General features: G+C 71.1%; 15 protein-coding genes. 12 read left to right on the top strand and 3 right to left on the bottom strand.

The annotated features are described in order from the left end of the window. The first annotated feature begins 27 nt into the window (after positions 1-27). The 7 genes from JI751_RS11335 to JI751_RS11305 all read left to right on the top strand — a co-directional run bounded on the left by JI751_RS11335 (position 28) and on the right by JI751_RS11305 (position 6,510). Positions 28-675 (top strand): ANTAR domain-containing response regulator, encoded by a 648-nt coding sequence (locus JI751_RS11335; protein ID WP_201936298.1) that lies wholly within the window; start codon positions 28-30, stop codon positions 673-675. Positions 676-846: 171 nt separating this feature from the next. After that, a complete protein-coding gene (locus JI751_RS11330) occupies positions 847-2,010 on the top strand; it encodes a branched-chain amino acid ABC transporter substrate-binding protein (RefSeq protein ID WP_201936296.1) in 1,164 nt (387 codons plus the stop codon). Positions 2,011-2,106: 96 nt separating this feature from the next. Continuing rightward, the gene (locus JI751_RS11325) at positions 2,107-3,078 is read left to right on the top strand and encodes a branched-chain amino acid ABC transporter permease (RefSeq protein WP_201936295.1); all 972 of its coding nucleotides are present in this window, start codon (positions 2,107-2,109) and stop codon (positions 3,076-3,078) included. Further along, complete coding sequence (locus JI751_RS11320; protein ID WP_201936294.1) at positions 3,075-4,214, top strand: branched-chain amino acid ABC transporter permease; 1,140 nt, start codon at positions 3,075-3,077, stop codon at positions 4,212-4,214. Before JI751_RS11325 ends, JI751_RS11320 begins: the two co-directional genes overlap by 4 nt. Continuing rightward, on the top strand, positions 4,207-5,148 hold the full coding sequence (locus tag JI751_RS11315) for an ABC transporter ATP-binding protein (protein WP_236666070.1): 942 nt from the start codon (positions 4,207-4,209) through the stop codon (positions 5,146-5,148). Before JI751_RS11320 ends, JI751_RS11315 begins: the two co-directional genes overlap by 8 nt. A gap of 1 nt (position 5,149) precedes the next feature. Further along, positions 5,150-5,848 (top strand): ABC transporter ATP-binding protein, encoded by a 699-nt coding sequence (locus tag JI751_RS11310; RefSeq protein WP_236666069.1) that lies wholly within the window; start codon positions 5,150-5,152, stop codon positions 5,846-5,848. A gap of 92 nt (positions 5,849-5,940) precedes the next feature. Then, the gene (locus tag JI751_RS11305; RefSeq protein WP_201936292.1) at positions 5,941-6,510 is read left to right on the top strand and encodes a GNAT family N-acetyltransferase; all 570 of its coding nucleotides are present in this window, start codon (positions 5,941-5,943) and stop codon (positions 6,508-6,510) included. On the opposite strand, the gene JI751_RS11300 is transcribed toward JI751_RS11305, so the two are convergent. Next, positions 6,507-6,950: a hotdog fold thioesterase gene (locus tag JI751_RS11300; protein WP_201936291.1), complete on the bottom strand. Its 444-nt coding sequence runs from the start codon at positions 6,948-6,950 to the stop codon at positions 6,507-6,509. The two genes, JI751_RS11305 and JI751_RS11300, sit on opposite strands and share 4 nt — an antisense overlap. A 42-nt stretch (positions 6,951-6,992) precedes the next feature. Between JI751_RS11300 and polA the strand changes: the two genes are divergently transcribed. Continuing rightward, positions 6,993-9,710 carry a DNA polymerase I gene (gene polA / locus JI751_RS11295; RefSeq protein WP_201936290.1) on the top strand — a complete coding sequence of 906 codons (2,718 nt, stop codon included), beginning with the start codon at positions 6,993-6,995 and terminating at the stop codon, positions 9,708-9,710. A gap of 7 nt (positions 9,711-9,717) precedes the next feature. On the opposite strand, the gene JI751_RS11290 is transcribed toward polA, so the two are convergent. Beyond that, positions 9,718-10,968, bottom strand: a complete 1,251-nt coding sequence (locus tag JI751_RS11290) for a lipopolysaccharide biosynthesis protein (protein WP_201936289.1) — start codon at positions 10,966-10,968, stop codon at positions 9,718-9,720. Then, on the bottom strand, positions 10,965-12,764 hold the full coding sequence (locus JI751_RS11285) for a hypothetical protein (RefSeq protein WP_201936287.1): 1,800 nt from the start codon (positions 12,762-12,764) through the stop codon (positions 10,965-10,967). Before JI751_RS11285 ends, JI751_RS11290 begins: the two co-directional genes overlap by 4 nt. A gap of 214 nt (positions 12,765-12,978) precedes the next feature. Between JI751_RS11285 and JI751_RS11280 the strand changes: the two genes are divergently transcribed. Genes JI751_RS11280 through JI751_RS11265 form a run of 4 tightly spaced genes read left to right on the top strand, consistent with a single transcriptional unit; the run spans position 12,979 to position 20,708 of the window. Next, the gene (locus JI751_RS11280; RefSeq protein ID WP_201936285.1) at positions 12,979-17,022 is read left to right on the top strand and encodes an alpha-(1->3)-arabinofuranosyltransferase domain-containing protein; all 4,044 of its coding nucleotides are present in this window, start codon (positions 12,979-12,981) and stop codon (positions 17,020-17,022) included. Beyond that, complete coding sequence (locus JI751_RS11275; protein ID WP_201936284.1) at positions 17,019-18,812, top strand: hypothetical protein; 1,794 nt, start codon at positions 17,019-17,021, stop codon at positions 18,810-18,812. Before JI751_RS11280 ends, JI751_RS11275 begins: the two co-directional genes overlap by 4 nt. Beyond that, positions 18,809-20,527, top strand: a complete 1,719-nt coding sequence (locus JI751_RS11270; RefSeq protein WP_201936281.1) for an MmpA family trehalose lipid delivery protein — start codon at positions 18,809-18,811, stop codon at positions 20,525-20,527. Before JI751_RS11275 ends, JI751_RS11270 begins: the two co-directional genes overlap by 4 nt. Before the next feature lie 40 nt (positions 20,528-20,567). Beyond that, positions 20,568-20,708: a hypothetical protein gene (locus JI751_RS11265; protein WP_201936279.1), complete on the top strand. Its 141-nt coding sequence runs from the start codon at positions 20,568-20,570 to the stop codon at positions 20,706-20,708. Positions 20,709-20,710 lie beyond the last annotated feature (2 nt).

Here is a 20,710-nt window from a genome sequence, read left to right as displayed (position 1 = left end):
AAACCGTACCCGACTAGCCTTGTCGCCGTGACGCAGCCTGCTGAGACCCCCGCCCCCGACGCCGTACGCCGTGTGGTGATCGCCGAGGACGAGGCCCTGATCCGGATGGACCTCGCCGAGATGCTGGGGGAGGAGGGGTACGACGTCGTGGGCCAGGCCGGCGACGGCCAGAAGGCGATCGAGCTGGCGCGCGAGCTCCGGCCGGACCTCGTGATCCTCGACGTGAAGATGCCGGTGCTCGACGGCATCGCTGCCGCCGAGACGATCGCGGCCGAGCGCATCGCGCCGGTGGTGATCCTGACGGCGTTCTCCCAGCGCGACCTCGTCTCCCGCGCACGTGATGCCGGCGCGATGGCGTACCTCGTCAAGCCGTTCCAGCGAGGCGACCTGGTGCCGGCCATCGAGATGGCGGTGAGCCGCTACTCCGAGATCACGGTCCTCGAGCAGGAGGTCAGCGACCTCCAGGAGTCGCTCGCGACGCGCAAGTCCGTCGACCGTGCCAAGGGCGTGCTCCAGGAGAAGCTCGGGCTCAGCGAGACCGACGCCTTCCGGTGGATCCAGAAGACCGCGATGGACCTCCGGCTCTCGATGAGGCAGGTCGCCGACGGGGTCGTCGAGCACGGCGTCCCGGGGCTCGGCGGTGCCGCCGGCGACGGCGACGCAAGCCCGTCCTGATAGCACGGCTCGTTGCGCAAATGTTTCCGGTGTAGACCGGTTGGTCACGAAACGGCAACGGCACACCTTTACCGGCCGTCAATCGTGTCCCGCGCCACATCCCGGGTGTTAGGTTCCCGCCACGAGGCTGCCGAGGTGGACAGCCCTTATTCCAGAAACGTGGAGGGATCCATGATCCGCTCAACCAAGACGTGGCAGGCAGTCGCGTTGACGGCGGTCGCCACACTGGCGCTCGGCGCCTGCGGCACCACCGACACCGGCAGCAGCTCCGGCGACGGCGGCGACAGCGGTGGCGACTGCAACTTCAAGATCGCCGCGATGGGCGCCCTGTCGGGCCCCAACGCCAGCATCGTCGTCCCGTCCGTCGACGGCGCCCAGCTCGCCCTCGACCAGTGGGACGGCGGCGACTGCACCGTCGAGCTCGAGCGCTTCGACACCGAGGGTGACCCGGCCAAGGCCACCCCGGTCGCGACCCAGATCGCCGGCGACGAGTCGTTCATCGGTGTCATCGGTGGCGCGTTCTCCGGTGAGACCCGCGCGACCAAGACCATCTACCAGGATGGCGGCATCCCGATGATCAGCCAGTCGGCCACGGCGACCGACCTGACGCAGGACGACCCGGTCGAGGTGTTCCACCGCCTCGTGCCGTACGACGACTACCAGGGCGCGGCGATCGCCAAGTACCTCCTCGACGAGGTCGGCGCCTCCAAGGTCTTCGTGATCGACAACTCCGAGGCCTACGGCGAGCCGCTGGCCGACCGTGTCGAGGAGACCCTCGGCGACGCGATGATCCAGCGCGACAAGACCGAGGTCGGCCAGACCGACTTCGCGCCGACGATCGCCAAGATGGAGTCGGCCGAGCCCGACGCCATCATGTACGGCGGCTACATCGCCGAGGCGGCCCCGCTGCTCAAGCAGATCCGCGACGCGGGCATCACCGCCCCGTTCATCGGTGGTGACGGCCTCTACGGTGCCGACTTCGGCAACGCCGTGGGCGACGCCGGCGAGGACGCCGTCGTGATGTGCCCCTGCGCCCCGATCGAGGGCGACAGCACCTTCGCTGCCGACTTCGAGGAGGCCTACGGCGGTGCTCCCGGCGCCTACGCGGCCGAGGGCTTCGACGCGATGACCGTCTTCCTCAAGGGCCTCGAGGACGGCGCGCGTGACCGTGCGTCGATGCTCGAGTTCGTCAACGGCTACACCGGCGACGGCCTGAGCAAGTCCATCGCGTTCGACGAGAACGGCGACGTCCCGCAGGACCAGGTCTCCTACTGGGCCTACAAGAACGTCGGCGGCACGCTGGAGCCCGAGGTCGAGGTCAAGCCGGCCGAGTAGTTCGCACCACCTGCACCAACCATCGCGGGGGCGGCCGATCAGTTGGCCGCCCCCGCTCCATGGCCCCGGCAGGGGCTCAGCCTGGGAGGGTCCTGAGTGGACTTCGACAACCTGATCAACGGGCTCGACCGCGCCACACTGGACGGGATCACCCGAGGATCGATCTACGCGCTCGTCGCGCTCGGATACACCATGGTCTACGGCGTGATGAAGCTCATCAACTTCGCCCACTCCGAGGTCTTCATGGTGGGCACCTGGACGGTCCTCGGTGTCTACACCGTCCTCGGGGCGACCTCGTCCTCCGGCACCGGGATGGTCATCGGCGCCACCTTGCTGGCCCTGATCGCCGCCATGCTCGCCTCTGCAGGCACCGCGCTCGCGGTGGAGCGCATCGCCTACCGCCCGCTGCGCAAGAAGGGCGCTCCCGCCCTCATCTTCCTCATCACCGGCATCGGCTGCTCGATGGTCCTCGTCGAGGTCTTCGGCCAGGTGCTCAAGTACTTCTTCGGCCCGCCGTTCGGCCGCGTGCTGGTCAACGTGCCCGCCGTGCTGGAGACCAAGACGGTGTTCACGATCCCGGGCGTCGACCTCGCGATCAGCAACACCCGCATCCTCATCATCGTCGGCGCGATCGTGATGATGGTCGCGCTCGACACCTTCGTGAACAAGAGCCGTCTCGGTCGCGGTGTCCGCGCCGTTGCGCAGGACCCCGACACCGCCTCGCTCATGGGCGTCAACCAGGAGCGCGTGATCATGCTGGTCTTCGTGCTCGGTGGCGCCATGGCCGGTGTGGCCGCGCTGCTGTTCACCATCCAGTACGACTCCACGAAGTTCGACATCGGCTTCATCATCGGGCTCAAGGCCTTCACGGCCGCGGTGCTCGGTGGTATCGGCAACCTCCGCGGAGCCCTCGTCGGCGGGCTGTTCCTCGGCATCGTCGAGGTCTACGCCTCCGCGATCTGGGACTCCAGCTGGACCAACGTGTACGCCTTCGTCGTCCTCGTCGTGGTCCTGATGTTCCGCCCCACCGGCATCCTCGGTGAATCGCTCGGAAAGGCACGCGCATGAGCCAGATCCTCGACGCCTACCGTGGCCTCAAGCTGGGCGACCGCTGGGACGGCGCTCCCAAGGTGGTCCGCTGGGCCGTCATGCTGCTGGTGATCGCCTTCGCGTTCTACCTGCCCTACCTCAACATCCTGCCGTTCGCCTACATCCGGACCGACCTCAGCTCGACCGGTTCCGACTGGGCCAGCGTGCTGTTCCTGATCGTCGTCTACATGATCGTCGCGGTCGGGCTCAACGTCGTGATCGGACTGGCCGGCCTGCTCGACCTCGGCTACGTCGGGTTCTACGCCCTCGGCGCGTACTCGATCGCGCTGTTCGGGTCGACCAACTCGCCGGTCGTGGGCGCACTCCAGAGCCGGTTCGGGTTCTCGGAGGAGTGGGCGGTCCCGTTCGCGGTCTGCATCCCGATCGCGATCGTGATGTCGTTGATCGCCGGTGTGTTCCTGGGTGCACCGACCCTGCGGCTGCGCGGCGACTACCTCGCCATCGTGACGCTCGGCTTCGGCGAGATCATCCGCATCACCGCCCGCAACCTCGACAACGTCACCAACGGCGCCGCCGGGATCACCCAGGTGCCGGTCCCGCCCGGGCCCGAGATCGACGGACGCAACTTCTTCAACACCATCGACGCCGAGCGCTGGTACTGGCTCGCGCTGACCGTCCTGCTCCTCATCATCTTCCTGGCCCGCCGGCTGGAGCACAGCCGCGTCGGCCGTGCCTGGCTGGCGATCCGCGAGGACGAGGACGCCGCATCCGTCATGGGTGTCGCCGGCTTCAAGTTCAAGCTCTGGGCCTTCGCCATCGGTGCGACCCTCGGCGGCCTGGCCGGGCTGCTCTTCGGCTCGAAGCAGCAGTACGTCGAGCCCAACGCGTTCATGGTCAACCTGTCCTTCCTCTTCGTGGCCATGGTCGTCATCGGCGGGTCGGGCAACATCTTCGGTGCCCTGCTCGGTGCCTTCCTGCTCACCTACCTGCCGGAGCGTTTCCGCGCGTTCGTCGACTGGCGCCCGTTCGCGTTCGGCGTCGCGCTGGTGGCCGTGATGATCCTGCGCCCGCAGGGCCTGGTGCCCAGCAGACGGAGGGCCAGGGAGTTCGAGGATCGACGACACGAGGCAGAGGAGGCTGCGGCAGATGTCTGAGCAGCGCATGACGCAGGACATGGCCGTGGAGCTCAAGGACACCTCCGACCACGAGCTCATCGAGATGCACACGTCCGGCGAGGTGGGGGAGACCCTGCTCGAGGTCGACCACGTCACCCTGCGGTTCGGCGGCGTCGTGGCCCTCAACGACGTCAACTTCGAGATCCGCCGTGGCGAGATCCTCGGCCTGATCGGGCCCAACGGCGCCGGCAAGACGACGTGCTTCAACGCGATGACGGGCGTCTACACGCCGACCGAGGGCAAGATCCGGTTCAAGGGCAAGGAGATCGCGGGCACCAAGCCGCACCGGATCAACCACCTCGGCATCGCCCGCACGTTCCAGAACATCCGGCTCTTCCCGGAGATGAGCGCGATGGAGAACGTCATGGTGGGCTGCGACGCCCGCCACAAGACGAGCGTCGTGGGGGTGCTGTTCCGGCTCTACCGGGTGCGTCCGAGCGAGGAGGAGCTGCCGGACAGCGGCATCCGCCGCAGCCTCGCCAAGGTGTTCGGCATCAGCCGCCACACCCTGGAGGAGCGGGCCGGACGCCGACGCTCGATGGAGCTCCTGCGCTTCGTCGGCATCGCTGATCGCGCCCACGAGCTCGCGCGCAACCTGCCCTACGGCTACCAGCGTCGTCTGGAGATCGCCCGCGCCCTGGCCACGGAGCCCGAGCTGATCTGCCTCGACGAGCCGGCTGCCGGCTTCAACCCGGCGGAGAAGGAGGACCTCATGGGCCTCATCCGCCGGATCCGCGACCTCGGGCACACGGTCCTGGTCATCGAGCACGACATGAAGCTGGTCCTCGGGGTCACCGACCGGATCGTCGTCCTGGAGTTCGGCTCGAAGATCGCCGAGGGCACCCCGGACGAGGTCGCCCGCAACCCGAAGGTCATCGCTGCCTACCTGGGAGAGCCCGACGATGCTGCTTGAGATGAAGGACGCCGTTCTCAACTACGGCAAGATCCAGGCCCTCCACGGGATCAGCGTGGAGGTCAACGAGGGCGAGGTCGTCTCGCTGATCGGCGCCAACGGTGCCGGCAAGACCTCGACGATGCGAGCGCTCTCCGGCGTCCGTGGGCTGTCCCAGGGCCAGATCACGTTCAACGGCGAGGACGTCACCAAGCTGCGCGCGGACCAGCGGCTGCGCAAGGGACTCGTGCTGTGCCCCGAGGGCCGCGGCATCTTCCCGGGCATGACGGTGACCGAGAACCTCAACATGGGCGCGTACACCCGCAAGGACAAGTCGGCCATCGACGAGGACTACGACCGCGTGTTCGGGCTGTTCCCGCGGCTGCTGGAGCGCAAGAAGCAGGTCGCCGGCACGATGTCGGGCGGTGAGCAGCAGATGCTGGCCATCGGCCGCGCCCTCATGTCGCGCCCCAAGCTGCTGATGCTCGACGAGCCGTCGATGGGCCTCGCGCCGATGCTGATCCAGCAGATCTTCGACATCATCACCGAGATCTCGCAGCAGGGCACCACGATCCTCGTCGTCGAGCAGAACGCCAAGCAGGCGCTCTCGCGCAGCGACCGGGCCTACGTGCTGGAGACCGGCAACATCGTCAAGACCGGCACGGGTGCCGAGCTCCTCGACGATCCGTCGGTGCGTGAGGCCTACCTCGGCGTAGCCTGATCGCATGGGTGGGCGATAGCATCGCCCGCGTTGTGGTGCCGTGAAAGGACGGCAGGGGGCCACGCTCGTTGCTCGTAGGAAGTGGTGGGTCGATGAGCCGCACGCCGGTGACCGTACGCGCAGCAGAACCCTCTGATGCCGCCTCGCTGCGGGAGCTGTGGGGCGACATCCTGCGGCGCGGGGGGCTCGACGAGCAGCTCGCCGACGTCGGGACCGTGATCGCGACCGCGACCGAGCGCGAGGACCACTTCATCGCCGTGGCGGAGATCGAGGGTGAGGTCGCCGGCGCGGTCTACCTCGAGGCCACGACCTTCACGCCGCTCAACCTCGAGCCGGCGGTGCTCGCGGTGTCGCCGCACGTGTTCCAGCGGTTCCGGCGCAAGGGAGTGGGCAGCGCACTCATGGAGGCGGCCTGCCGCTTCGCCGAGCAGCGCGGCATCACCCACGTGCAGACCGCGGCCGCCGCCGAGGCGCGCGACGCCAACCGGTTCATGGCGCGGCTCTCCTTCGCGCCGCAGGCGATGCTGCGTGCGGCGACCACGAGCGCCGTACGCGCCCGGCTGCCGCAGACGCGCCAGGTGACCCACGCGGCCACCAGCCGCCAGCGCATCGATCGCGTCCTCGCGGCCCGCCGGGTGCGGCGCGAGCGCGTCCCGGGCTAGGCCTTCGGGGCGTCGAGCAGCGCGCAGGTGATGCGCGAGGTGCAGACGCGCTTGCCGCGCTCGTCGGTGATGACGACGTCGTAGGACGTCGACGAACGACCCAGGTGGATCGCAGTCGCCACGCCCGTGACGATGCCCGAGGTGGCCGAGCGGTGGTGGGTGGCGTTGATGTCGACGCCCACCGCGATCTTCTGCGGGTAGGCGTGGACGGCCGACCCGATGGAGCCGAGCGTCTCGGCCAGCACGACCGAGGCACCACCGTGGAGCAGGCCGAAGGGCTGGGTGTTGCCCTCGACCGGCATCGTGGCCACCACGCGCTCGGCGGAGACCTCGACGAGCTGCACGCCCATCTTGTCGTTGAGGCGACCGTTGCCGTCGGGCATGAACGCCAGGAGCTCCTCGACACTCAGGTCGGCCAGGGATGCAGGGGACTCGCTCATGGGGCCCATTCTGCTGTCGGTGGTGGCGGATAGAGTCGGCGGGTGCCTGAGACGACCGACCAGACCCGTCCCCGCCTGCTCCTGCTCGACGGGCACTCCCTGGCCTACCGGGCGTTCTTCGCGTTGCCCGTGGAGAACTTCGCGACCGCCGACGGCCAGCACACCAATGCGGTCTACGGCTTCACCTCGATGCTGGTCAACGTCCTCCGCGACGAGCAGCCCACCCACGTCGCGGTCGCCTTCGACAAGTCGCGGCAGACCTTCCGGCTGGAGGAGTACAGCGAGTACAAGGCCAAGCGCAACAAGACCCCCGACGAGTTCGGCAGCCAGCTGCCACTGATCCGCCGGCTGCTCGACGCGCTGCGCATCCAGCACCTCTCGATGGACGGCTACGAGGCCGACGACATCATCGCCACCCTCGCCACGCAGGGGCTGGCCGAGGGCATGCAGGTCCTGATCATGACCGGCGACCGCGACTCGATCCAGCTCGTGACCGAGGACTCCACGGTCCTCTACACGCTGCGCGGCGTCAGCGAGCTGGCCCGGTTCACGCCCGCCGCCGTGGAGGAGAAGTACGGCGTCCCGCCCCACCGCTACCCCGAGCTCGCGGCGATCGTCGGCGAGACCTCCGACAACCTCCCGGGCGTCCCCGGGGTGGGTCAGGGCTACGCGGCGAAGTGGATCAACCAGTTCGACGGACTCGACAACGTCATCGCCCGCGCCGACGAGATCACCGGCAAGAAGGGCGAGGCGCTGCGCGCGCACCTCGGCGACGTGATCCGCAACCGCCGGCTCAACGCGCTGGTGCGCGACCTGACGCTCCCCGTCCGCCCCGACGGCCTGGCCCGCCAGCCGTGGGACCGCACCGAGGGTCTCGAGCTGCTCGACGAGCTCGAGTTCCGCGGCGAGCTGCGCGGCCGCCTGCTCGAGACGATCGACCCCGACCCCGGCGAGACGCTCGAGGCCGACTCGGGCTTCGAGCTCGACGGTCGCCGGCTCGCGTCCGGCGAGGCCGCGGCGTGGCTGGCGGAGCACGCGCCCGCGGGCGAGCGCGTGGGCGTCGCGGTGCAGGGGAGCTGGCGTGCGGGCACCGGTGAGGTCGTGTCGATCGCCGTCGCCACGAGCGAGGGCACGGCGGCGTGGATCGACGTCGCCGACATCGGGCCCGACGACGACGCTGCCGTCGCGGCGTGGCTCGCCGACCCCGCGCGGCCGAAGGCGCTCCACGACGCCAACGGCCCGAGCCTGGCCCTCGCCGCCCGCGGCTGGGAGCTCGCCGGCCTCGTCGTCGACACCGCGCTCGCGGCCTACCTCGTCCAGCCCGACCAGCGGTCCTACGACCTCGCCGACCTCACCCTGCGCTACCTCAAGCGCGAGCTCCGCCAGGACACGACCGACGCCGACCAGCTCACCCTCGACGCCCTGGACGACACGACAGCGAGCGACGCCGCCATGCTCACGGCTGCTGCCGTGCTCGACCTCGCCGACGCGCTCGACGGTGCGGTGGAGGAGCACGGCGGCACCGGGCTCCTGCGCGACGTCGAGCTGCCGCTGATCGGCACGCTCGTGCGGATGGAGCAGGTCGGCATCGCCGTCGACACCGACTACCTCGAGGGCCTCGAGTCCGACTTCGGCGAGCAGGTCCGCACCGCGGCCAACGACGCCTACGACGTGATCGGCAAGGAGATCAACCTCGGCTCGCCCAAGCAGCTGCAGGTCGTGCTCTTCGACGAGCTCGACATGCCCAAGACCAAGCGGACCAAGACCGGCTACACGACCGACGCCGACGCCCTGCAGGGCCTGTTCGAGAAGACCGAGCACCCGTTCCTCCAGCACCTGCTGCGGCACCGCGACGTGATCCGGCTGCGCCAGACGGTCGAGGGACTGCTCAAGACCGTCGCTTCCGACGGACGCATCCACACGACCTACAACCAGATCATCGCCGCCACCGGGCGTCTCTCCAGCACCGACCCCAACCTCCAGAACATCCCCATCCGCACCGAGGCCGGACGCCGGATCCGCGAGGCCTTCGTGGTGGGGCACAGTGTGGGCGGCGAGGGCTATGAGTGCTTGATGACGGCCGACTACAGCCAGGTCGAGATGCGGATCATGGCGCACCTCTCCGAGGACGCCCTGCTGATCGAGGCGTTCCGCTCCGGGCAGGACTTCCACTCGATCACCGCCGCCAAGGTGTTCGGCGTCGACGCCGCGGACGTGAGCGTCGAGCAGCGCGCGAAGATCAAGGCGATGAACTACGGCCTCGCCTACGGCCTGTCCGCGTTCGGCCTGTCGCAGCAGCTGCGCATCAGCACCAGCGAGGCGGCGAAGCTGATGGAGGAGTACTTCGAGACGTTCGGCGGGGTCCGCGACTACCTCGGCGGCATCGTCGACGAGGCCCGCAAGTCCGGGTTCACCGAGACCATCCTCGGTCGGCGTCGCTACCTGCCCGACCTCACCAGCGACAACCGCCAGCGGCGCGACACGGCGGAGCGGATGGCGCTCAACGCGCCCATCCAGGGCTCGGCGGCCGACCTGGTCAAGGTCGCGATGCTCGGTGTCGAGCGGGCGCTGACCGAGCAGGGGCTGCGCTCACGGATGCTCCTCCAGGTCCACGACGAGCTCGTGTTCGAGGTGGCGCCGGGGGAGGCCGACACACTCGCCGAGCTCGTCCGCACCGAGATGGGTGGCGCGGCCGACCTGACGGTCCCGCTCGACGTGTCGATCGGCACCGGCCGCAGCTGGCACGACGCGGCTCACTGAGTCGGCGTCACGGCTGTGCCGGGGGCGGCCCGCTGTCGACCGGCTCGGGCTGGCGGGCGATCCGCAGGCTGACGACCGTCAGCATCACCAGGAGCGCGCCGTCGACGACGGCGGCCGCGGTGACGAGCCCGGCCACCGAGTCGGCCCGCAGGCCGACGACGACGAGCGCCACCAGCGCACCCCACACGAGCAGGACGGCGCGGCGCCCCTGCCGCGCCACGACGGCGTACACCTGGAGCTGGAGCATCGCCAGCAGGGTGCCGAGGACGGCGAAGAGCCACAGCAGGTGCTCGACCTCCGCGAACTCCGCGCCGCCGACGAAGATCATCGCCACGCCCGACAGGAGCCTCGCAGCCACCACTGCCACGACACCCACCAGCCCGATGGCGAGGAGACTGCGCACGAGAGCGCGCTGACGGCTGTCCCGCTCAGCCATGTCGGGGAACACGACGATGACCACGAACTGGGGGAGGAAGAGCATGACCTTGGTCATGATCAGGCCCGCGGCGTAGAGCCCGGCCTCGTGCTCGGGCAGGACCTGGCGGGCGAGCACGACGTCGACGCTGGAGAGCGCGAAGAACGCCAGGAGGACCTGCGCGTTGCTGACGCTCTCGACGAGCATCGATCGCGCCGAGTGCTCGGGCGCGCCGGCCTCCGGGACCCGACGATGCCGCAGCAACCACCAGCCGACAGCGACGGGGAACAGGAACCCGATCGCCACGCCGAGGATGGCGCTCGTCGCGGTGGGCCGCCACAGGATGATCGCGGTGCCGACCACCAGGCGGGGAACCCCCTGGGCCAGCAGGAAGCACGAGAGCGCTCCCCAGCGGCGTTCGCCCTGGAGGATCCCCGCCTGACCGCCGGCGAGCGTGAGCGGGACCGCTGCGAGCGCGACCACCGCGGCCGCGCCGAGGTCGTCGAGGTTGAGCAGCGCGTCGATCGCAGGGACGAGCAGGCAGAGCACCAGGCCGATGCCGAGTGCGACCTTGGTGCTGAGGGCCAGGATCGTCTGCTCGACCGCTGCGACGTGGGTGCGGTCGACCGCGATGCGCCGGGCGGCGGTGGCCTGCAGTGCCAGGGCGACGACCTGCACCACGATCAACAGGCTGAGGCAGGCGACGAAGGCGCCGTACTGGGTCGGGCCCATGAGCCGCGCGGCGATGATGGTGAAGCCGTAGGTGCACACGTTCATGACGCTGGTCGCCACGGCCACCGTGCCGCCGCCGGCGCCGACGGGCCGCTCGGGCACGTCGCTCACTGCGCCGGCTCCTGGAAGGGCGAGCGGTCGGAGGCGCCGAAGCTGCCGACGAAGACCTGGGTGACGCACACCGGGCTCGCGTCGGCGGGCGCCGAGACCTCGAACGAGGAGATGCTGTCGTTGACGCCGAACTGCATGAGTCGCAGGCCCTGCTGCAGGTCGAGGTCGACGTCGACGGTGTCGGTGCTGACGGTGATGCTCGTCGGCTGCTCGGCGAAGTAGTCGAGCCGCACCGCCCAGGCGAAGCCGTAGAGGTCGATGGTCATCGGGACCCGCGTGGTCCTGCCGGGTCGCACGAGGAATCCGCAGTCCGGGTTGTCGGTGGGCTTGTTCTTCGCGGCGTAGTTGACGACCTCCGCCTCCCGGAGGTGTCCGGAGCCGTCGGCTGCGAGCAGCTGCTGCGACGGGCGGTCGAAGGACAGGGGCAGGTCGAGCGGCTTCAACATCTTCGGCAGCTGGGCGTTGGCCAGGAACAGCACGGGGTGGATGACAGTGGGCGGGGGAGGTGTGCTGACGAGCGTCGCGTCACCGGCGCGCTTGCTGTCGGCCACGATCGCGTCGACCCACGGGCGGGGCGACTGCTCGCGCGCCGCGGCCCAGCCGAGGGCGTTCATCACCACGATGGCGAGTGCCACGCAGGCCGCGACCATCTGCATCACCAGCCGGCCACCCTCGACCACGCGTGGGGACGGGGCTCGTCGCACCTGCGACGTCTGGTTGGCCGAGCGGGTCTGGGCGGTGAGGAACGCCAACGTCAGCGCGGCCACGGGCAGGATGTCCGTGGCGTAGCGGCCGGTGCCGGCGGCGACCAGCAGCGTGTCGACGTAGCGGTCGCTGCTGAGCACCAGGCCCCAGCTGACCAGCAGGTAGACCGCGGTCATCGCGATCGCGAGCGCACTGCCGCGCCGGAGGACCAGCGACACGACCAGGAAGAGGACGAGCGCGACCCCGAGGCTTGCGGCGAGCGCCGAGGAGATCGGCACGTAGTTGTCCCACGCGTCCTGCATCGTCTCGAACGGCCCGCCGGCGATCGTCGTCAGGCCGATGTTGCGCATGCTCGCCGTCATGAACTCCCACCACTCGTCGAAGGAGCGGGGCGCGAACTGCGTGGTCTGGATGCCGATCGCGCCGGAGCGTCGCGTGGTCAGGTAGACGACCGTGTAGACCGCCGCGAGGACGGTCGGCGCGGCGAGCACCGGGACGAGCCGCCGGAGCCGGGCGACCGGTGCGCCCTCGACCAGGAGGTAGCCGACGAACGCCACCGGGATCATCACCAGGAGCGCCTTCTCCCAGAAGAACAGCCCGGCGGCGAAGCTGACGAGGAGCCAGACCGCGTCGCTGCGGCGGTGCCCGCGCAAGGCGTAGCGCGCGGTGAAGAGCACGCTCAGTCCCATGAAGAGCTGCAGCGGCAGCACCTGCACCCCTGATGCGAACCAGACGGTCGGCATCAGCAGCAGCGGGGACAGCGCGATGAGGAGGAGCGGCAGCAGCAGCTGGACCTTCTCCCCGAAGATCTCGCGCAGCGCGGCCGCCCACGCGATGACCGAGGCGACCGCGAACGCGGTCAGCACGCCGGCGGCGAGACCGAAGCCCAGAGGCTGCACCGACGTGATCAGCCAGACGACGAGGAACTGTCCCGGCATCAGGTGACTGTTGTAGCCCTGGAAGACGTAGGCGAGGAAACCCTGCTCCTGCGTCTCGTAGAGGTAGATCCAGTCGTCGGCGAACCACGACCAGTGCGAGATCGTCCACCAGCGCCAGGCGGCCGTGGCCACCACCAGGATGAGGAGGCCCACCCGGAACATGCTGAGCGGTTGCTCCGTGCGACCACCGGGTGGCGCGCTGCTGCTGGTCACGTCACTCCAGGTACGGCTGTGGATATGGCTGGCTCGGCGGACACTCTAGAGGAACGACCGGGTGCGGCAGGACGCTATGGCCACGACGGAGTCGGGATAGCATCGGCGTCCGTCGGTCGTCCGTGGGGAACGCAGGGGAGTAGTGCAGGGTTTCGTGGCAACGTCGGTCAGCACGCGCCACCCGACCCGACCCGGCCCCGCCGACTGGGCGGCGTACGCGCTGATCGTCTTCTTCTCGCTGGTCCAGCAGGTCGGGCGGACCACGCTCGACACGCGCGTCGAGCTGGCGGAGCGACCGACGTCGTTCCTCGCCGGCGGCTTCAGCCTGTGGCACGGCACCACCAACTTCGGCGAGCTGCTCAACCAGGCCTACGGCTACCTGTGGCCGCAAGGCCCCTTCTTCGTGCTGGTGGAGCTGTCGGGGATGCCGACCTGGCTCGGTCAGCGACTCTGGTGCGCGGTCGTGCTGCTGGTGGCGTACGAGGGCGCGCGGCGGTGCGCCCGCGCACTCGGCTTCGACAGCGGGCCGGCCTCGCTGGCCGGCCTGGTCTACACGTTCAGCCCGCGCCTGCTGGGCACGGTCGGGGTGATCAGCGCTGAGACCCTGCCGGGTGCGGTGCTGCCGTGGGTCGTGCTCCCGATCCTGCTCTGCGCGCGAGGTGCCCTCGGTCCGGTGCGTGCTGCCGTGCTCAGCGGCGCGGCAGTGGTCTGCATGGGCGGGGTCAACGCGGTCGAGGTGATCGGCTCGCTGCCGATGCCGCTGCTGATCGCCGTGTGGGCGACCTGGCGACGACTGGTGCCGCTCCGCTTCCTCGTGTGGTGGTCGGGCGCGATGGCCCTGGCGTGCACGTGGTGGCTGCTGCCCCTGCTCACGCTGGGCCGGTTCAGCCCTCCGTTCTACGAGTACGTCGAGAGCGCGAGCAACACGACGGGGGTGATCGGCTGGTCCGAGGCGCTGCGGGGCGCCTCCCACTGGGTCGCCTTCATCACGACCGGTGGCCGCGGCTGGTGGCCGGCCGCGCACGCCTACGTCGTCGAGCCGGCCCTCATCCTGGTCGCCGCCGTCGTCACCGCCATCGGCCTGCTCGGCCTGGTCCGCTACCGCGACACCATGCGCGTGCCGCTCGTCGCCGGGCTCGGGATCGGCCTCGCCGCGCTCACCATCGCCCACGGCGGCTGGGAGGGCAGCCCGCTCTCGGGCTTCTTCCTCGACGCCCTCGAGGGTCCGCTGCAGGTCTTCCGCAACGTGCACAAGGTGGACCCCACCGTGCGGTTCGCCGTGGCCATGGGTTTCGCGTCGGCCGTCGCCGAGGCCTCGGTGCTGGTGGCTCGCCGCCGGCTCCCCGTCCTCCGGCCGGCGCTCGTGCAGGGCCTCGCCGGGATCCTGGTCCTCGTGCTGGGCCAGCCCTTCCTCGTCAACGACGCGCGCACGCCCGGGTGGGACGAGGTCCCCGAGGCGTGGCAGCAGGCCTACGACTTCCTCGAGCAGCGCCAGGACGGGACGACCACACTGGTGGTGCCCGGGTCGGGCTTCGCGCTCCAGCAGTGGGGCTGGACCTACGACGAGCCGATGCACGCGCTCGGCGAGGGCGTGAGGTGGACGACGCGCAGCCAGGTGCCGATCATCCCCGGCCAGTCGATCCGGGTGCTGTCGGCGATCGACCGGCTCGTCTCGCAGGGCGAGGCCGGCCGGGCGCTGGGTCCGCAGCTGGCGCGAGCCGGCGTCGGCTACGTCCTCGTGCGACGCGACCTGACCCGCGGCTTCACCGACTCCCCGCCACCTGCGGGTGCGGCCCAGTCGCTGGCGACGGCGGGGTTCCAGGAGGTGGCGACCTTCGGCGAGTTCGCCGACGGGGGTCGCGAGATCGAGATCTACGCCGTGCCCGACCGGGTGCCGCGCATCAGGTCCACGCCCACCTCCGACGTCCAGACCGTCGCGGGCGCCCCCGAGGCGTGGCTGTCCCTCCTGGACACCGGCCTCGTCGACCCCGACGTGAGCACGGTGAACCTCGGAGAGCCCGGGTGGTCCGACGACGCCACCCTCGTGACGGACACCAACCAGCGCCGCGAGCGCGCCTTCGGCCGCGTCGAGGAGCCGCTGTCCACGGTCCTCGAGGCCGACGAGCCCTACCGGCTCCAGCGCTCGGTGCCCGACTACCCGGTCACGCCCGGCAGCGCGCAGGTCGTCGCGCGCTTCGAGGACGGCGTGGAGGTGCGCGCGTCCAGCTCGCAGGGGTACGCCGACGCCTACGGGTCCGTCGTACCGCAGGCAGGTCCGGCGGCCGCCTTCGACGGCGACCCGGACACCCGGTGGGTCTCCTCCCTGGCCGGCAAGGCGCGCGAGCAGTGGCTGCGCGTCCGGTTCCCGAGCCCGCGTGCCGTACGCCAGGTGAGCGTGCTGCCGGTCATGGACGACGCGGCGATGGCGCCGATCCGCCGGTTGCAGGTCCGCACGTCCGCGGAGACCACGTCGCTCCCGACCAACCCGACGGGGGCGCGGGTCACGGCGTCGCTGTCGGGGGAGCGGGTCGACTGGGTCGAGGTGCGGGTGACGGCCGCCTCGACGCTCGCCGAGCGCAACCAGCTCGCGATCACCGACATCACCATCGACGGGCGCTCGCTGCAGCGGGTCCTCGTGCTGCCGGAGCCGCTCGACCCCGGCGACGGCCTGCTCCTCACCGGCGACAGCGGCACCCGCGCGTGCCGCTCGACGGGCAACCTGCCCGACTGCAGCACGGCGCGGATCCGCAACAGCGAGGAGCCCCGGGGCCTCCGGCGCAGCGTCGAGGTGTCGGCGCCCACCGACCTCCAGCTCGAGGGGCTCGTGGTGGCCCGGGCCTCCCGCGCGACCGCCCAGCTCCTCGAGCCCTTCCTCTCCGAGCAGCAGGTCGGCGCCACGTCGATCTACGGTGACGACCCCCTGGTCGCGAGCCGGTTCGCCTACGACGACCGCGCCGACACCACGTGGATGAGCTCGCCGAGCGACACGCAGCCCACGCTGTTCTTCACCTGGGGTGTCGAGCGGCGCATCACCGGCGTACGCCTCCCGCTGGGGCCGGCGGTCAACCCCGGCTACACCCGCATCGTGCTCCGGGGCGCGGACCGGATCGAGCGGCTGACCGTGACCGGGGAGCTGACGAAGCTGCCCAGGCCGATGAAGGTGACCCAGCTCGAGATCTCGTTCGTCAAGGACGAGCCCGACGGGGTCGTGTCGGTGCCGCAGATCGACCTCGACGGCGGCGGCATCGTCCGCCCGTTCGACCCCGACCTGCCCACCGGCACGGTGTGCGGTCTCGGCCCGCAGGTGGTCGTCGCCGGACGGGCCAGGCAGACGAGGGTCGACGGCACCCTCGGCGACGTGCTGAGCGGCGCGCCGATGAAGCTCAGCACCTGTCGGAAGAAGTCGGACGACGCCGCGGTCCCGGTGACGACGCTGGACGAGGGGCGCGCACTGATCTCCACCGTCCCCACCGCAGAGTTCGAGGTCGTCGCAGTGTCCGGCCGCCCGACCACCACCGCCGAACCCGGCTCGCGTGCCGTCGAGATCGACAGCGAGGACGACAGCCACGTCGTCGCCTCCGTCGCGAGCGGGCCCGAGGCCGTGGTGTCGGTCCCGTGGAACTTCAACACGGGCTGGGAGGCCGACCTCGACGGACGCCGCGTCGAGCCGATCCGCGTCGACGGCTGGCAGCAGGCGTGGATCGTGCCGGAGGGCACGGGCGGCACCCTGACCATGCGGTTCGCGCCCCAGGCGACCTACACCGCCGTGCTCGTCGCCGGGCTCGTGGTGTCGGGCCTGCTCCTGCTCGCCGGGCTCGTCCTGCTCGTCACCCGGCGGTCCGGGTCCGGACCCCTCCGCGCGTCGGCAGCCTCCGCGTCGGCATGGCGCGACTGGCCGGCGGCTTCGGCGGCTCGCCTCCCCGTGGTCGCGATCGCCCTGGTGGCCGTCGTCGCGACGATGGGATGGGTGGCGGCCGCCGCGTTCGTCGTCGGCGCGGCCTGGCTGCGCCGCGACCTCTCGCGCCTCGTGCTGCTGGCGGTCGTGCTCGTCGTGGCGTCGGGAGTGCTCGACGCGTGGCCCCTCCCGGTCCCCGGCTCGGTCGCCGACGGCCTGGCTGTCGCGGGAGTCGGCCTCGCCCTGGCCCTCGCCCTGCGCGGTCTCTCGCCGGGTGAGTCCCGCACGGAGGAGGCGGCATGAGCGCCGACGTCGTACGCACCGGGAGCCCGTGGCGCGGACCTGCCGGCCTCAGCGCCCTGGCCGTGCTCGTGGTCACGGCGTTCTGGCGCGGGGTGCTCCTGAACGGGTCCTTCTTCAACCAGGACGACTACTACCTGACCACTCGCGCGCTCGACGTCGATCCGTGGTCGTGGTCCTACCTGATGGAGCCGGTCGCCGGCCACGTGATGCCACTGCAGCACGCGACCTACTGGCTGGTCGCCCACCACCTGCCCTTCGACTGGCCGACGATCAGCCTGATGATCCTCGGCGTCCAGCTCGCGTCCGGTGTCGTCGCCTGGCACCTCCTGAGCCGGCTGCTGCCGGGGAGGTGGGCGCGGGTCCCGCTGCTCGCGCTCCTCATGTGGGCGCCGCTGACCCTCGCGACGACGCTGTGGTGGAGTGCGTCGATGGGCCTGTGGCCGCACGTGCTGATGGCGCTGGTGGCGACACTGTTCCTGGTGCGCCAGCGGCTCTCGATCGGCTCTGGCTGGGTCAACCTCGGCACGTGCCTGCTCGCGACCGCTGTCGGGCTGGCCTGGCACGAGCGCTCGGTGCTGATCGCACCGCTGCTGGCCACGGTGGCGGTCGCGATGTCGGACGCCCGTGGCTGGCGTCGACTCACCGAGACCGTCCGACGACTCTGGCCGCTGTGGCTGGCCTACCTGGTCGGGATGTCGGCCTACCTCTGGCTCCACGTGCAGATCACCACGGTCGACGCGGGGACCGCGCCGGCGCGCGAGTACCTCGCCCTCTCCGGCACCTACATCTTCGAGAACGCGCTGCCCGGGATGGTCGGCGGTCCGTGGTTCGCCGAGCTCAAGGGTGGCGCCGTCATACCGCCGATCTGGGTGAGCGTCGTGAGCGGCCTGCTCGTCCTGCTCGTCGTCGCGGTGCTGCTGCGGCGCGGTCGCGCGGATGCTCGCTGGGCACTGGTCGTCGTCGTGGTCTACGTGCTGATCGACCTCGCGCTCGTGCTCGCCGGGCGGGCCGGGTTCGGCCGGATCCTCGGCTACGACCCGCGCTACTCCGCCGACCTCGTCCTGCCGGCGGTCGTCGCCGTCGCCCTGGCGCTGCGCGCGTCGCCACCCCGCGAGCGACGCCTGCCGCAGCGCTGGCACCTGCCCGCCGGGTTCCTGTCCGCCACGGTCGCCACGGCCCTGGTGCTCGTGGCGTGCGTCGTCGGGACGATGACGCTGGTGCCGCACTTCCAGAACGACGACGACCGCGACTACTGGGCCAACGTCCGCGAGGGACTGGCGCGCGACCCGTCGCAGGTCCTCCTCGACGAGTACGTCCCCACCGACATCCTGCTGCCGCTGCTCGAGGACGAGGCGCAGGCCTCGTCGGTCTTCGCGCCGCTCCCGGAGACGCCGGTGTTCGACGAGCCGTCGCCGCGGCTGCGCACGATCACCGAGTCCGGCGAGCTCGAGGCGGTCACCGTCCTGCTGCCGACCTCGATGCGGCCGGGACCCGACGAGGGATGCGGGTACGCCGTCTCCTCGGCGCCGCGGACCGTGCGGATGCGCCGCGCGCTCGACGGCCGGTTCGTGATGCGGGTCTCCTACTTCACCGACGTGGTCACCGAGATGGAGGTCGAGGCGGGCACCTACTCGACCCGCTTCCGCACCGGCGTCGGCCCCAACGACGTCTGGATCGTGGTGCCCGAGCAGGACGAGGTGCGCGGCATCCGGTTCTCGAGGGACGACCCGACCTCGCGGTCGACGGTGTGCATCGCCGGACTGGTCGCGGGCATCCCGGAGGCGTCGTGAGCCACGGCGGCCGGGGCGGGCGTGCGCCCCAGGTCGTCGGTCTCGCGGTCAGCCTGGTCGTGGCGGTCCTGCTCCTCGGTCCGGCGCTGCTGTGGCCCGGGACGGTCCTGCGTGGCGACATGGTGTTCGTCCCGCACCAGCCGTGGAAGGACGCGTGGCTCGGCCTCGACGGCGGCATCCCACGGGCGGTGCCCATGGACGCGCTCGTCTCCCTGGCGACGTACGTCGTCCCGGGCGGACTGCTCCAGAAGGCGCTCCTGCTCGCCTCGTTCGTCGTCGGTGGGTGGGGCATCGCCCGGCTGTCGCGTTCGGTGGTCGACGCGTCGGTGTGGGGTGTGGCCGCTGCGACCACCCTCTTCCTCTGGAACCCCTGGGTCGTCGAGCGGCTGTCCATCGGCCAGTGGGCGACCGTCGCCGGCTATGCCCTGCTGCCGTGGGTGGTGCTGGCCGCGTGGCGGCTGCGCGACGATGCGTCCCGCTGGGGCGGCCTCTTCGTCCTGCTGGTGGGCAGCGCGATCTGCAGCCCCTCGAGCGGTGTCACCGCCGTCCTCGTCGCGGCCGTGGTCGTGCTCGCAGCACGCACGGCGCGGTCGCTCGCCACGCTGGCGGCCTGCGCGGTCGTCGCCAACCTCCCGTGGGCGGTGCCGGCGCTCACCCTGGGTGACGGCGTCGACCTCGCCCCGGGGCCGGGCTTCGAGTCCTTCCGGGCCGTGGGGGAGTCGGCGCTCGGGCTCGTGCCCAGCGTGCTGTCGCTGGGTGGCATCTGGAAGGTGAGCGTGGTCCCCGGCGAGCGCGGTGCCGTCCTCGTCGTGCTGCTCGCGGTGGCGCTGTCGGCCGTCGCCGTCGCCGGGCTGGTGCGCTCGGGAGGGTCCCGCCGCATGGGCAGCAGCCTGCTCGCCGTGGGGGCGGTGGCGGTCGTCCTGTGCGTCGGCCCGGCCTACCTGCCCGGGGCGTTCACCTCCGCGGCCGACGTGGTCCCCGGGCTCTCGATGTTCCGGGACTCGCACCGGTTCCTCGCTCCACTCGCCCTGCCGCTCTCCGTGGGCCTCGCCGCCGCCGTGTCCGGGCTGCACCGGCGGGCGTCCCACGGCCGCGAGGGCCTGGTGGTCGCGGCCGGCACCCTGGTCGTCGCGCCCCTGCTCCTCCTCCCGAGTGCCGCGTGGGGGCTGACCGGCGACCTGCGCCCCGTGACCTTCCCCGGTGAGTGGCAGGAGGTGGCCGACGAGCTGGCGGGCGCCGGACCCGGCTCGACGGTGGTGCTGCCGTGGGAGGGGAGCTACCGGCGGTTCGGGTGGAACGACGGACGCGCGACGCTCGACCCCGCCCCGCGCCTGCTCCCCGGCGACGTGCTCGTCGACGACCGGATCGTGCTCGACGACGACGTCCTGCCGGGCGAGGACGCGCGGCTGGGTGAGGTCACGGTCGCCCTCGACAGCGCCGATCCGGGCGCCGCGCTGTCCGACCTCGGCGTCCGGTGGGTGCTCGTCGAGAAGCCGCTCCCGGCGTCGTACGCCGTCCCGCCGGGCGAGGTCGTGGTCGACACCGCAGGGCTCACGCTCGTCGACCTCAGTGAGCCGACGGGTGCCGCCCCACAGGACGACCGGCCATGGCGGCGGTGGGCCGTCCTGGGCGGCGACGCCGTGGTCGTCCTCAGCCTGGTCGGCGTTTCGGTAGTGCATCTCCGGCGTGGGCGGTATGCTCCCGCTCGAACATGACCGCGGAGTAACAAATCGCCGCACATCCCTGGGAGAAGTCTTGAACAGCAGCGTTATCTCTGGTGCCTGTGGCCTCGTGGCGGCGATGGTCGTCTCCGTCGGTGGCGTCAACGCGGTCCAGTCCGCGACCGCCGGCGACCCGGTGCCGAAGTCGTCGCTCGGCGGATACTCGGACGAGTGACC

It is taken from the genome of Nocardioides baculatus (genome assembly GCF_016735675.1).
GTDB classification, from domain to species: domain Bacteria; phylum Actinomycetota; class Actinomycetes; order Propionibacteriales; family Nocardioidaceae; genus Nocardioides; species Nocardioides baculatus.
This window is presented reverse-complemented; position numbering and strand designations above follow the sequence as displayed.